Source organism: Campylobacter porcelli (genome assembly GCF_002139855.1).
GTDB classification, from domain to species: domain Bacteria; phylum Campylobacterota; class Campylobacteria; order Campylobacterales; family Campylobacteraceae; genus Campylobacter; species Campylobacter porcelli.
Genome location: NZ_CP018789.1, coordinates 139,960 through 153,250, shown reverse-complemented (window position 1 = coordinate 153,250; position 13,291 = coordinate 139,960). Strand labels below are relative to the sequence as shown.

General features: G+C 33.1%; 14 protein-coding genes. 5 read left to right on the top strand and 9 right to left on the bottom strand.

Annotation, left to right across the window (positions count from 1 at the left end; translation table 11 throughout):
- Positions 1–41 precede the first annotated feature (41 nt).
- The 5 genes from CSUIS_RS00750 to CSUIS_RS00730 form a co-directional block, all read right to left on the bottom strand.
- Positions 42–449, bottom strand: coding sequence for an RDD family protein (locus CSUIS_RS00750; protein ID WP_086296734.1), 408 nt, complete (start codon positions 447–449; stop codon positions 42–44).
- Positions 446–1,057, bottom strand: a complete 612-nt coding sequence (gene pyrE, locus CSUIS_RS00745; protein WP_086242333.1) for an orotate phosphoribosyltransferase — start codon at positions 1,055–1,057, stop codon at positions 446–448. The genes CSUIS_RS00750 and pyrE overlap by 4 nt, the downstream gene beginning before the upstream one ends.
- 1 nt (position 1,058) lies before the next feature.
- Positions 1,059–1,616: a ribosome recycling factor gene (frr, locus tag CSUIS_RS00740; protein WP_086296733.1), complete on the bottom strand. Its 558-nt coding sequence runs from the start codon at positions 1,614–1,616 to the stop codon at positions 1,059–1,061.
- Positions 1,617–1,626: 10 nt separating this feature from the next.
- The gene (secG, locus tag CSUIS_RS00735) at positions 1,627–1,962 is read right to left on the bottom strand and encodes a preprotein translocase subunit SecG (protein ID WP_086296732.1); all 336 of its coding nucleotides are present in this window, start codon (positions 1,960–1,962) and stop codon (positions 1,627–1,629) included.
- 90 nt (positions 1,963–2,052) lie between these two features.
- A complete protein-coding gene (locus CSUIS_RS00730; RefSeq protein WP_086237081.1) occupies positions 2,053–2,742 on the bottom strand; it encodes a Bax inhibitor-1/YccA family protein in 690 nt (229 codons plus the stop codon).
- Positions 2,743–2,855: 113 nt separating this feature from the next.
- Here CSUIS_RS00730 and CSUIS_RS08420 point away from each other — a divergent pair, with 113 nt between their 5' ends.
- The 5 genes from CSUIS_RS08420 (at position 2,856) to CSUIS_RS00715 (ending at position 5,304) form a co-directional block, all read left to right on the top strand.
- Entirely contained in the window at positions 2,856–3,017 is a 162-nt protein-coding gene (locus CSUIS_RS08420; protein ID WP_192940193.1) for a hypothetical protein, read from the top strand.
- Positions 3,014–3,730, top strand: coding sequence for an AraC family transcriptional regulator (locus CSUIS_RS00725; protein WP_086296731.1), 717 nt, complete (start codon positions 3,014–3,016; stop codon positions 3,728–3,730). Before CSUIS_RS08420 ends, CSUIS_RS00725 begins: the two co-directional genes overlap by 4 nt.
- Before the next feature lie 99 nt (positions 3,731–3,829).
- Positions 3,830–4,618, top strand: a complete 789-nt coding sequence (locus tag CSUIS_RS00720; RefSeq protein ID WP_418228975.1) for an alpha/beta hydrolase — start codon at positions 3,830–3,832, stop codon at positions 4,616–4,618.
- Between the two features lie 66 nt (positions 4,619–4,684).
- On the top strand, positions 4,685–4,909 hold the full coding sequence (locus CSUIS_RS08690; RefSeq protein WP_418228974.1) for an alpha/beta hydrolase: 225 nt from the start codon (positions 4,685–4,687) through the stop codon (positions 4,907–4,909).
- Positions 4,910–4,962: 53 nt separating this feature from the next.
- Complete coding sequence (locus CSUIS_RS00715; RefSeq protein WP_152023638.1) at positions 4,963–5,304, top strand: cyclophilin-like fold protein; 342 nt, start codon at positions 4,963–4,965, stop codon at positions 5,302–5,304.
- Positions 5,305–5,687: 383 nt separating this feature from the next.
- On the opposite strand, the gene CSUIS_RS00710 is transcribed toward CSUIS_RS00715, so the two are convergent.
- The 4 genes from CSUIS_RS00710 to CSUIS_RS00695 form a co-directional block, all read right to left on the bottom strand.
- The gene (locus CSUIS_RS00710) at positions 5,688–8,069 is read right to left on the bottom strand and encodes an IdeS/Mac family cysteine endopeptidase (RefSeq protein WP_086296729.1); all 2,382 of its coding nucleotides are present in this window, start codon (positions 8,067–8,069) and stop codon (positions 5,688–5,690) included.
- A 229-nt stretch (positions 8,070–8,298) separates the two neighbouring features.
- A complete protein-coding gene (locus tag CSUIS_RS00705; RefSeq protein WP_086237084.1) occupies positions 8,299–8,844 on the bottom strand; it encodes a superoxide dismutase family protein in 546 nt (181 codons plus the stop codon).
- A 289-nt stretch (positions 8,845–9,133) separates the two neighbouring features.
- Positions 9,134–12,151, bottom strand: a complete 3,018-nt coding sequence (locus CSUIS_RS00700; RefSeq protein ID WP_086296728.1) for a type I restriction endonuclease subunit R — start codon at positions 12,149–12,151, stop codon at positions 9,134–9,136.
- Positions 12,144–13,289 carry a restriction endonuclease subunit S gene (locus tag CSUIS_RS00695; RefSeq protein WP_086296727.1) on the bottom strand — a complete coding sequence of 382 codons (1,146 nt, stop codon included), beginning with the start codon at positions 13,287–13,289 and terminating at the stop codon, positions 12,144–12,146. Before CSUIS_RS00695 ends, CSUIS_RS00700 begins: the two co-directional genes overlap by 8 nt.
- Positions 13,290–13,291: the final 2 nt, after the last annotated feature.

Below are 13,291 nucleotides of genomic sequence, written 5' to 3'. Positions count from 1 at the left end.
ATTTGCAAGTGCAATAATATCAAATTAAGATAAATAAACTCTTAATAACTCTTTTGAACTACGATTGTCCCTGCTAATATATCGTGCAAATTTCGCTTATCTTTTCTAAAAAAACAAAAAAGCGATCCACCAAAAATAAATGTAGTAATAAAGAAAAAATATCTAAGCAAGTATATAATCAAATTCGCCTTCTTGCCATTTAAACCAACTAGATAAATTCCTTGGGCTTTATATCCTGGGCTTTGTGCTTTAAAAGCAAAAAATAGAGATTGGATAAGACCAAAAACTAGCCAAACTAAAAATATGGCTAGTTGATTGCTTTGAAACTCATCTTTACCGCTTAAAATAGCATAAGTCATAAGATACAAAAGTGGAGCAGCGATAAAAAACATATCTATGATAAAGGCCTTTACCCTGCTAAAAATATTTGCGGCTATAGCTTTATTCATGCGTTGCCACGGCTCCCTGGTTTAATAGCTTTTGAGCCATCTTTACATAGCGGACAAGACTCAGGTGGGTAAATTTCAAATTCAAAATTACCAAGAGCAAAAAGCGGCTTATCATCTGGCAATTTACAACTATCTTTTTTCTCATTATTTAATCCACTAACCGCACAAAATCCACGATTAGCTAGCGCTGCAAAGCCTACTACAATACCGCCTAAACTCTCAATAATCTTAGCACTCTCTAAGGCTGAACCACCAGTTGTGATTATATCTTCGCATATTATGAATTTTTCGCCCTTTTTCACGCTAAAACCACGCCTAAGAGTCATCACGCTATCAACTCTTTCAGTAAAGATAAATCTCTTTTTACCAGCTCTAGCTAGCTCATATCCGGCTAAAATTCCACCAAGAGCAGGCGAGCAAACACTATCAAATTCAACCCCAGCTTGAGAAATTTTGTTAAATAATTTATCGCACAAAACACCTGTTAAAATCGGATCTTCTAAGACCTTTGCACTTTGGAGATAAAACTGCGAGTGATTTCCACTACTTAGTAAAAAATGCCCTTGTAGATATGCTCCAGCCTCTTTATAGATTGATTCTAAATTCATATTAAACCTTTAAAAGCTCTGCTTCTTTATCTTTTACTATTTGATCCACTTTAGCGATGTAATTATCGGTGATTTTTTGCACCTCATCATAGCCTTTTTTGATCTCATCTTCGCTTAGGGTTTTATCTTTTTCTATCTTTTTAATATCATCATTTGCGTCTTTGCGAATATTTCTGATGGCTACCTTGGCTTTTTCGCCCATAGCTTTAGCCTCTTTAGCGTTTTTTTGGCGATCTTCTGTTGTCATCGGAGGGAAAAATAGCTTAACGCTCTCTCCATCATTGTTTGGATTTACTCCGATATTTGCAGCCTGGATAGCTGCGGCTATGGTCTTTAGCATAGACTTTTCCCATGGAGTTATAGTAATTGTGCTTGCATCAGTAGCTAAGATGGTAGCAACTTGATTTAATGCTGTGGAGCTACCATAGTAATCCACATGAATATGATCTAAAATATTAATACTTACCTTGCCAGTGCGAAGTGTGGTAAAATCACGCTTTAAAGCCTCTAAAGCCTTATCGTTGTGTTGTTTTTGGTTATTGTAAATTTCATTTAGCATATCTATCCTTTTAGTTGGCTGTTGTATTACTATCTATTACTGGAGCTAATGGTGCTGTAGGCACTGCCTCAGGCAATTTAAACGAGTCAAATTTAGCACTATCTACTACCGAATCACGCAAAGATTGATTATAGGCATAACCAAGAGCTAGTGTATTAATAACAAATAAAAAGCCCATAAAAAATGTAAATTTAGCTAAAAATCCAGCCGGCCCCTTAGCACCAAATAAACTCTCATTGCTCCCACTATAAGCCCCAAGCCCCATAGAAGCACTCTTTTGCAATAATATGACAATAGTCAAAATCACCGCTAATAAAACTTGAATAATAAGAAGAATTGAACTCACGAGTATCCTTTGATTGATAGTATAATTAGCCCGTGATTATAGCAAAAAAAGTTAAAAATTTAGTTAAGCCGCCATCTAGGCAGCTTAAGTTTATTCTCGATTAAATATACCAAGAAGATTAAGAAGTGAAATAAATAAATTTAAAATATCAAGATACAAAGAAACCGCCGCAAGCACCGGACTATCATATCCGCCACGCAAAATCATCTGAGTATCATAAAGGATATAAGCACTAAATAGTATCGCACCAACTGCTGAAATTACAGTGGCTAAAACTGCACTTTGAAAGAATAAATTTAAAAGCCCAGCCACCACAATCACAATTAGTGTGATAAATAGCATTTTACCCATCGATGAAAAATCTCTTTTGGTATTAAAAGCAAAAAGAGTTAGCCCACCAAAAGCCACAGTAGTCATCAAAAATGCTTGAGTGATGATATGCCCCATACCAGCACCTATATAGGTATTAAGCACTGGACCTAGAGTAAGACCACTTACAAAAGTAAATCCAAATAGCAAAAATAGAGCTAAAGTTGGATTTTTGCGTGTGAAAAATAGACCAAAAAGCATTCCAAGCTCAAGGATTAAAAGCATCCAGCTAAAGCTTTTAACATAATCAACGCCGATATATGCCCCCACAGTCGCAGCTAATAGCGAAGCACTAAGAAGCTGATAAGTCTGCTTAACAAATGTCGCCCTAGCACTAATAGACTGCTCACTCTCATAAGTGCGACTAAACTCATTTTGTTGCGATGAGAGATTTCTATTATATAAACTCATTTTTCCTCCAATAAAAATTTACCCATAAGTCTAGCAAAATAAATTTAATACTAAATGAATTAAACCAATTTACAATATATTGTATAAGTAATTTTATTATTTTAAATATATCTATGTTTAAAGGCATTGTAATGATGGATAAAATTTGTAATATTTTAGATGATAAATTTCCGCAAAATGGCGTATTTAGTAGTGAATTTGAGTGGCTATATTTTTATAAAATTAATAAAAAAGCCAATTTAGCCACACATTTTATGAGCCATCATTTTGCGTGATTTTAAGCGGACAAAAGGAGGTTTTGATAAAAAATCAGATATTTTATTATGACAATAGTCGCTACTTAATAGCCCCAATGTATCTAAGCGCCAAATCAGCAATCACAAAAACACCATATCTTGCCCTTAAAATCGCATTTAGTATAGATGAAATTTTAGAGATAATCAAAGAAATTGGCATTAATAAATTTAACAATACAAAAGATTTGGGGCTATTTTTTGGAGAGCTAGATAAAAATTTGCTTAATGCGATATTTAGACTTATCAGTCTTGAAAATAGCGATAAATTCAGAGCAAATTTAATAAAAAAAGAAATTTTATATCTGCTTTTAAGTGGCGATGGGGGAGATTTTTTACGCTCATATACGCAAAATGGAAGTATGAAAAATATTATTTTAAAAGCCATTAATGAGATAAAAATGAATTATAAAAATCAGATAAATATAGAAAATTTAGCAAGAAATTTTAATATCTCATCATCATCTTTTTACTCAAATTTCAAAGAGATAACAGGCGTAAGCCCGCTTGTGTTTATAAAGCATTTAAGGCTTGAAGAGGCCAAAAATATACTCCTAAATAGCAATCTTGATGCTCATAGCGTAGCTTTGATGGTGGGCTATGAGAGCTGGGCACAATTTAGCCGCGAGTATGCTAGAATGTATGACTTGCCGCCGATAGCTCACACGAAATTCCTAAAATCGCAAGGATTTTAGGAATTTGTAGAATTAGGCAAGGATTTTATAAAATTAGGCTACCATCTTTTGAATAAAAATAGGTAAAATTATCATACAAAATTTGTTTAAAGGAAAAATATGAAAAAACTTACAAAACTAGCCTTGTCTTTCGTGCTTAGTACCTCTTTAATCGCAGCAAATGCAAATGAAAAATATGAACAAAAATCCCCATTAAAGCCAGTGTCCCTAACTCAAAAATGGGATAAAATTTTCACTAAAAGTAATAAGATTAATCACACAAAAGTAACATTTAAAAATCGCTATGGCATTGTTTTAGTCGGCAACCTTTATGTGCCTAAAAATTTAAATGGCAAGGCTGGTGCGATAGCTATTAGCGGTCCATATGGTGCAGTTAAAGAGCAATCAAGCGGAATTTACGCCCAAAATCTAGCCGAGCGTGGTCTTATCACACTTGCTTTTGATCCTAGCTTTACTGGAGAGAGCGGTGGCACACCACGAAATATTAGCAGTCCAGAAATAAACACAGAAGATTTTAGCGCAGCAGTTGATTATCTTGGAAATTTAAATATCGTAAATAGGGATAAAATCGGAATTTTGGGTATTTGTGGATTTGGCAGATTTGCCTTAAATGCTGCTATTTTAGATACAAGAGTAAAGGCAGTTGCAACAAGCGTAATGTATGATATGACTAGAGTTATGGCAAAAGGTTATAACGACACAAATGATGATAAAAATAAGCGTAAAGAGATGAAAAAAGCGATGAATGAGCAAAGATTTATTGATACAAAAACAGGCGTGATCGCACTTGGAGATAAAGAAACTCATCTAATTAGCCCAGAAAATATCACTGACAAAACACCAAAATTTGTAGCTGAGTATTCGCAGTTTTACAAAACAAAGCGTTGATTTCACGAGCGTTCAATAAACTCAAATGGAGCATGGGCTATCACAAACTCACTACCATTTATAAATATGCCGATTTTAAGCTATATCTCTGAGCTTGATACACCTACTTTAATCGTAGCAGGAGAGAATGCTCACTCTCTATATTTTAGTCAAGATGCCTTTAGTGCTATAAATGGCGATAAAAAAGAGCTTGTAATTATCCCAAATGCCGTTCATACCGATCTTTATGATAACACTACTGACAAAATTCCATTTGATAAATTTGAGCAATTTTTTAAAGCAAATTTATAATATTTCGCATAATTTTTGCGTTGATTTTGGCGCTAAATTTAAAAGCAAATGAGATGAAAATCGTATTTATAACCCAAAGTGGCAAGGTTTTTGCCACTTTAAATGATAGCAAAATATCAAGGGATTTTTACTCTCTTTTGCCATTAAAAATTGAGCTTAAAGACTACGCTGGGGCTGAAAAATACGCTAAATTAGCAAGACCGCTTGATATAAGAGATGAGCCAAGCACAGATGGGAAAAAGGGCGATATTTCGTATTTTGCGCCGTGGGGTAATTTTGTGATTTATTACAAAAATCAGCCCTTTTATGAAGGTATTATCCGCTTAGGTAGATTTGATGGCGATTTCAACGCAGTTATAAACTCAAAAAATGTAGAGATAAAGGTAGTAAAATGATAAAATTTGATGGCATCATAAAGCCAAACACAGAGCTTTTTAATCATATTAAATAATTAGTTAAAATAAATAGAGAAAAGGTCGCAAAACTAAGCGGTGCGTATCTTGCTCGTGATAAGATACGCCATATTTATCAGCCATAACTAGCTTAAGGTTGATGAGAGTGTGATTGTAAATTTGCCCTTTTATACAGATTTTGGCACTACATTAGGCTTGGTAAAAATATCAGCGTTAATGCCATAATAGCCGCCGCTTCTGTTGCAAAGTCCCAAATAGTCGTAGGCAACCCAGCAAAAATTATTAAAAATTTAATTTTTCTTAATAATTACTATTTTAGCTCTTAACTCAAGCGGAGTTAATAAATCCAACTCCGCTTATTAAAATTAAAATGAATATCTAGCATTTAAATTCACAGCTAAATCTGTATCATAGTCACCAAAAGCTGATTTTTCCAAGGTTAAGCCAATCCTTAGATTATCACTAGCTATCATATTTAGACCCAAATTCATAAGCATTCTAGAGTCTTTGTCGTTATATTTAGCACTCTCGCCATCTATAACTATCTCTGAGTTTTTCATCATCTCCCATTGATAGCTAAGCCCTCCAAGAGCGTAAGCTCTAACATGTCCTAGCCAAATCTCTCTTGCGAAGTTAAATCCAGCCCTTCCTACAAGCAAGTCTGACCCCTTAATATCCATCTCAAAGCCATTTTGATTTTTTATTGTTGCTCCGCTATTATTTAGATACACAAACTCAGCTTGTGGCTCAACATAAAAATTATCAAAATCAAACCTATAGCCAAATTCCCCACCTAAATAGAGTGAGTTTGTATTATAATCTGTATTTAAAAAGCTTAAGCTCATATTTGGGAAGTTATAATCCATTTTATGGTTATTTCTAGTATATTTTGCAATAGCATCTATATACCAACCACTATCAAACACTCCAGATATATAAAATCCCCCTCCGATAGCTTTGACATCGCCTTTTGCGTTATTGCCATCTATATCATTTTTTGTATGAGTTATAGTCATACCGCTAAAGATAGAACCGCTTGAAATTTGACTTTGTTTATCAAAACCAGCTTGAATATGGGTAAATCTATTTTCAAATCCATCAGCACTACCCTCACCGCTTAAGACCCTAGCCCAGCTACCAGTAGTTGCATTTATACCTCTTAATTCACCCATCCTTTTATTAAGGTTGTTAATATCAACATAGTTCATATCTATGCTTAGCTTTGAAGCATCATTTGCCTCTTTAAGGGCTTCTTGATTTGTAGTTTTGATAATCTCTATACCGCCATTTTCATCTTTTTTAATATCATAATTAACTAGACCTTTATTTTGCACAAGCGGAAGATTTAAATCAGGGTTATACAAAGCTATATCTTTGCCATTTTTTTGAATTTTATAAAATACAGTATCGCCAATCTCTTCAATTTTCAAATTTAGCTCACCATATCTACTTACGGCATTTTGCACTGACTTGGTGGTTGCTTCTATGCTAGGATTGCTCGTGCTAGATCCGCTGGTACTGCCACTTGTGCTACCGCTTTGATTTCCAACATCTGGAGCTAAGGTGCCGCCGGTATTACCGCCTTGGTTACCAGAGTTGCCACCTTCTGGGGTTGTGCTACCAGTGTTGGAGCCTTCTCCGCTAGATCCTTGGTTGCCAGTGTTTCCTTGGTTGCCACTCTCACTGCCGCTATTAGAGCCACCAGTATTGCCTTGGTTGCCGCTAGATCCTTGGTTTGAGCCACTTTGGTTGCCACTCTCATTACCAGTATTGCCCTCGTTACCGGTGCTACCTTGATTACCAGAGTTGCCACCTTCTGGGGTTGTGTTACCAGTGTTGGAGCCTTCTCCGCTAGATCCTTGGTTGCCAGTGTTTCCTTGGTTGCCCTCACTAGTTGAGACTCCACAAGCCCACTCACTACCTGGTAAAACGCTTAATAGACAATCTTTTCTATTAGAAGTATCTTTATATGTGCCATTATTTCTAGCTTCATCAATGCTTAAATATGTAATGCTATAAATCTCATAAAGGTCTGTAACATATGTATTTGTGCTAGATACATAGTAGCTATAAAGAAAGCGGAAGGTTTCATTGCCTTTATTATCCGGAGCGTAATTGCCTATAACTTCTCTTAGCGTAAGCTGTCCGGCTCTATCTGTTACAGAGTCACTCACATAGCCCTTTTTAATCTTGCCATTTTCATCAACTTCAATTCCCCAAAGTGTAACCGTGTGAGTATCATCAGTCAAGGCTGCAACGACTTTTCCGGTTTTGAAATTTTCAATCAAAGATTTTGTAATGCCTTCACTTTGATAGTTATATCTCTCAGTCCAAAATGGTGCTCCACTAATCTTAGTTGGCCCATACTCTCTTTCAAGATATGTTGGTTGATTGTGAGTTTCATAAATTTTAAAATTTGGCGAAAACTCTTGCAGGTAGTAGATCATCCCACGATATGGTTGTAATCCGCCTTGAATATGTGGATATTTCTCATAAAACCAATCTGTGATAGCCTTATTTCCTTGTGGTGCACCATCTTTTAAATCCACATTGGTTGTCAAATTCTTTTGCCACCAGCCAAGAGTATTTCCAGCTACAGCACCCCAACACTGATTTGGATGTTGTAAATAGGCACTCCAACCGCTATTTATATTAACCCCACTCGCCCAAAACTCATCTGCTAATAAAGGCGTAGATAAGGTAGAAACACAAGCTAAAATAGCGAATTTAGATAATTTTAAACGCATAATACCTCCCCCATACGCTAATAAATTAATGGCGATGATTATACATTAATAAAACAAAAAGATATCTGAATTTAAGATATATTTTATATTTATTAAATTTTTAGATGAGAATATTTATAAAAAGATGAATTTATAATAATTTAAATGCGAATTTGGTATTTGAAAATAGCCACTATAAGCCTTTAATAACCAAAAGGCTTATAGTCAAAAGCCCTAAAAAGAGCTAAAATTACTTAATAACGCCACACGCCATTCTAGCACCGCCGCCGCCAAGTGCTTTTGGATGATCGCTGTGATTATCTCCGCCGATATGAATCATAAGAGAGTGATTTTTTAACTCGCTTAGCTCTTTAATTCTAGGAGATAAAACGGGATTTGTCGCCGTGCCATCAGCTGCTACATATAGAGCTGGTAGATCACCTTTATGTCCGTTATCATCCCAAGGGAAAGAGTGATTGCCAGTATTTGCTGGATCCCAGTGACCGCCTGCTTTCATACCTAGGCCTTTATCTGTCGCACCGCAATCTGGATTTGTATGAACATGGAAGCCATGTAGTCCTGGCTCTAAACCTTTAAGATTTGGAAAAAATGCTACGCCGTAGTTTGTTTTAACTGCGATTACACTACCTACTGGAGTGTTTTTATCTTGTCCTAGTAAATCAACTTTGATCTCTACATGATCAACGCTTTTAGGGTCAAAAACCGTCATATTAGCAGCTAACAAACTAGAGCTAGCTAGCATTAAAGCAGATGCTACAAAACCAAATTTTTTCATATTTATCCTTTGTAATGAAATAATTTCGCATTGTAACAAAAAATTATTAATAAAGTAAAAATTTTTAATAAAAAATTTCAATATTACTTAATAAAATTATTATCTATGATTTTAAATTCTTACTAAATAATTGTATAATACTCAAACTTTTAGCATAATGTCGCTTGATTTTTTTTTGGGGGGGGTGCTTTTCCCAATTTGCTTAAATTTTTATAAAACTTTGTAATATATCATCTAAATATTGGTATCTGGCTTAATATGATTTGGCAACTTTAATATCTGAGTTTTTCTATATACCTAATCCAAAATATTTATCAAAGAATTTTAGCACTTTTTCAATTATTATTTGTTTTCTTTCATTTCTATTATCGCCGTTAAATCTACCCATAGGTGGTAGTATTTTTTCTATGTCTGTTCCTATTGTTTTGACTTGCCCATCTCTAAAAGAGTTATCTAAAAACTTTCTTGTCTCAATTTCATTTAAATTTTCATCTTTCATTAGGGTTTTTAAATCACTCTCCTTTTGTTTTTTTACAAATTTACCCCAATCTTCCATTACATTTGTATCTATATTAATTCTATTGATAAATCCATTTATTAAATCTGCTTTGGATCTTAAAGCTAAACTTGATCTAATTACTTTATCAATTGATCCTAATATCTCTTTATCTTTACAATTAGATTGATAGTATTTTAAAACTAGCATTAAAATATAATCTATATTTACCTCTACTTGTTTTACAAGCTCCATTTCAAATACCAAATCATCTTTTATGCTTTCGCTCTCTCCTGGCTTTGGCTTAAACTCCTCATATAGATCCGTATATGTGCCAATGTAATCTTGAAAATCCCTATCGCTTAGTATCTCCATACCTTGAAATTTGTCAAATGATGATAGGATATTTCTTAGTCTTAGGATACTACCCATAGAGATTATAAATTCCTTTTTAGCCACTTCTCCTATTATTTGCTCCCCTAGTGGATATTTTTGAAGCAACATAGCAATTCTTTCTTCGTAGCCTAATTGTTCTTTGCCTTTATCATCTTCATATCCATAGTAGTAGTCTTCAAAAGATTTTAGCAGTACTATCCCACTAGCATTTTTATCGCCAAATAGAGCTATTGCGTCATTTGTCTCTTGCTGTAAATCTCTAAAACATACTATATTCCCATAAGATTTTACTGAATTTAATATTCTATTTGTTCTTGAAAATGCTTGTATCAATCCATGTTGTTTTAAATTTTTATCCACCCATAATGTATTTAGTGTAGTAGCGTCAAATCCTGTTAAAAACATATTAACAACAATCAATAAATCAACTTCTCTTTTCTTAACTTTATCAGATAAATCTTTATAATAATCCTGAAATCCATTTCCTTCAGATGAAAAATTAGTCTTAAATTTCTTATTATATCTATCTATTACATAGTCTAAAAACTCTCTTGAGCTTTTATCTAATAGATTAGTTTCAAATCCCTCATCATCTATTATCCCATTAGCCGCATCTTCTTCATTAGCTGAAAAAGAGTATATCGTTGCGATTGTTAAATCTCTATTTTTTTCCTTTAATTGCTTTTCAAATTCTAAATAATATTTTTTAGCAACTGGTATAGAGCTTACTGCAAACATTGAGTTAAATCCACTCACTCTTTGACCTTTTAGATCATAAGATGAATTTCTTTTTGTTTTTTGGTCAAAGTGTTCTATTATGTATGAAACAACATTGCTAATTCTCTCATCAGATGACAACGCCTCTTCTGTATTAATCGAATTTACATCTTTATCCGTCATTCCTTCTTTTTTCTTAAGTGTATTTACATAGTCAATTCTAAATGGCAGCACATTCCCATCATTTATAGCATCAACAATAGTATAAGTATGTAGCTTATCCCCAAAGGCTTGCTCTGTTGTGCAAAAATTCGGATTAGATTTATTCGCATTTTTAGCAAATATCGGCGTTCCTGTAAATCCAAATAAATGATAATTCTTAAAGCTCTTAACTATCAATTTATGCATATCTCCAAATTGAGATCTATGGCACTCATCAAATATTAAAACCAAATGTTTTTGAAATGCTGTATGCGTGGTATTTCTTTTTACAAATTCGCTTAACTTTTGAATAGTTGTAACTATAATTCTAGCATTATCATCTTCAATCTGTTTTTGTAATATTTTGGTATTTCTATTGCCATTTGCAGCACCCTTTTCAAATCTATCATACTCTCTCATTGTTTGATAATCCAAATCTTTTCTATCAACGACAAATAAAACTTTATCTATATAGTCTAATTTACTTGCGAGTTGTGCGGTCTTAAATGATGTTAAGGTTTTGCCAGAACCTGTTGTGTGCCATATGTAGCCACCAGCTTCTATCGTTCCCATTTTTTTATAATTTGTGCTTAATTGAATTTTATTTAATATCCTTTCAGTTGCGACTATTTGATATGGACGCATCACAAGCAATAACTCTTCAGCTGTAAATACGCAATATTTAGTTAATATATTTAATATTGTATGTCTTGAAAAAAATGTTCTAGTAAAATCAACTAAATCAGATATTACCCTATTACTCGCATCAGCCCAGTATGAAGTAAATTCAAAGCTATTGCTTGTTTTTTTACTTTTGATTTGAGTTTTTTCTTTTATATGGCTTTCTCTTGTGGTATTAGAATAATATTTTGTATTTGTCCCATTTGAAATTACAAATATTTGTATATATTCATATAATCCACTACCCGCCCAAAAGCTATCCCTTTGATATCTATTTATCTGATTAAATGCTTCTTTTAGGGCTACTCCTCTTCTTTTTAACTCTATATGAATCAAAGGCAGTCCATTAACCAAAACCGAAACATCATATCTATTATCATAGTTTCCACCATTTTCAGCATATTGATTGATAACTTGTAATATATTATTATGGATATTTTTCTTATCAATTAGATAGATATTTCTACTCGTTCCATCATCTTTTTTTAATACTTGGATATAATCTTCTTGAATTTTTATAGTTTTTTCCACTATACCATCATTGTTATTAGCGATACTATCTTTATAAAATCTATCCCATTCATTATCACTAAATTTATAATTATTTAATAACTCTAATTGAGCTCTAAGGTTATTAATAAGAGCCTTTGAATTACTGATTTTCAAATACTCATAGCCTTGCTCACTAAGCATTCTTATAAATTCATTTTCTAATGCTTGTTCGCTTTGATACGCTTCAGATCTCTTTTTCTCTGGTTCATACTCAGCCACAACTGTAGAATTACTCATCTCCATTACTATATTATATTTATTCATCTACTTTTAACTCCTTAAAAGCTAATAATTTATCTCTATAATACTCATATTGTTTTTGTCTTGCTTCTATTTCGGCTGGTAAGCCTTGCGAAATATCGTTACATAAATCATCAAATTTTTCTAATATATTTACTATCTTATTCTGTTCTTCTATGGAAGGGATTGGTATAATTGCCTTTTTTAATCCTTCAGCTGATATTGAACATATTTTACCTTCATATACAAATTTTTTAATTTGATTGTGGTATTGAGAAGTTCTTAAAAAATAAGATATATACTTAGGATTTTGATTATGCTTTAATGTATAACATGCATCATGCACTGCTACATCTTCATCACCTTCCCATGCAACTCCAATGCCTATATCCATTCTATTTTCTCCTGCACCAACAATTATTACATCATTCTTATTAGCATATCTCATTTTAGATCTTAATTCTTCCTTAATGTGCGATTTAACTTTATTTACATGAACTCCATAAAATGTATATAATTCACCATAATGAATACATGGTACTCCTTCATCTACTACATCTGCATGAACAAATCTTTTTCCTCGTGTAAATGAACCTATTGAACCTAAATTCACATTGTTATCTTTTATATTTTCATATATACTATCTAAATAATACTGGTATTGCTTTTTTCTTGCTGAAAGCTCTGCTGAAAGCAATGTGAAATTATCCAATATACGGACAATTTCACATTGCACTTCCAACGGAGGCACAGGAATGCGAATTTTATCAAAATCACTCACAGATAAAAATGGCTGACTTCCTTTTTTATATGACGGCAAATTAAGAGTTGTTAATACATAGTATAGATATTGTGAATTAACTTTTGATTTATCAACTACTTCAGCAATAGTACCATTGTATGTTACAAAACATTTGCCTTTACATCTATTTACCATTCCAACTGCTCCTATATGTCCAATAATTGTAACATCTTCACAATTATATTCATTTATATGTGATACAACACCATTAGCTCCATATACATCATAAATTCCACCAATATCCTCAGGTATTTTATTACCTTTCCCATAGTAAAATTTAAATAATTCTTTATTTCTTAGTTCTTCAAAATTCACCCCATTAGGGCATAATTTTTCAATCAATTCATCTAATTTACTCATTC

Excerpts from the sequence above, each read along its gene's own strand:
- CSUIS_RS00710 (WP_086296729.1), bottom strand. The coding sequence starts at position 8,069 with ATGCGTTTAAAATTATCTAAATTCGCTATTTTAGCTTGTGTTTCTACC.
- CSUIS_RS08690 (WP_418228974.1), top strand. The coding sequence starts at position 4,685 with ATGCCGATTTTAAGCTATATCTCTGAGCTTGATACACCTACTTTAATC.
- frr (WP_086296733.1), bottom strand. The coding sequence starts at position 1,616 with ATGCTAAATGAAATTTACAATAACCAAAAACAACACAACGATAAGGCT.
- CSUIS_RS00695 (WP_086296727.1), bottom strand. The coding sequence starts at position 13,289 with ATGAGTAAATTAGATGAATTGATTGAAAAATTATGCCCTAATGGGGTG.
- CSUIS_RS00720 (WP_418228975.1), top strand. The coding sequence starts at position 3,830 with ATGAAAAAACTTACAAAACTAGCCTTGTCTTTCGTGCTTAGTACCTCT.
- CSUIS_RS00700 (WP_086296728.1), bottom strand. The coding sequence starts at position 12,151 with ATGAATAAATATAATATAGTAATGGAGATGAGTAATTCTACAGTTGTG.
- pyrE (WP_086242333.1), bottom strand. The coding sequence starts at position 1,057 with ATGAATTTAGAATCAATCTATAAAGAGGCTGGAGCATATCTACAAGGG.
- CSUIS_RS08420 (WP_192940193.1), top strand. The coding sequence starts at position 2,856 with ATGTTTAAAGGCATTGTAATGATGGATAAAATTTGTAATATTTTAGAT.
- CSUIS_RS00750 (WP_086296734.1), bottom strand. The coding sequence starts at position 449 with ATGAATAAAGCTATAGCCGCAAATATTTTTAGCAGGGTAAAGGCCTTT.
- CSUIS_RS00715 (WP_152023638.1), top strand. The coding sequence starts at position 4,963 with ATGAAAATCGTATTTATAACCCAAAGTGGCAAGGTTTTTGCCACTTTA.
- CSUIS_RS00705 (WP_086237084.1), bottom strand. The coding sequence starts at position 8,844 with ATGAAAAAATTTGGTTTTGTAGCATCTGCTTTAATGCTAGCTAGCTCT.
- CSUIS_RS00730 (WP_086237081.1), bottom strand. The coding sequence starts at position 2,742 with ATGAGTTTATATAATAGAAATCTCTCATCGCAACAAAATGAGTTTAGT.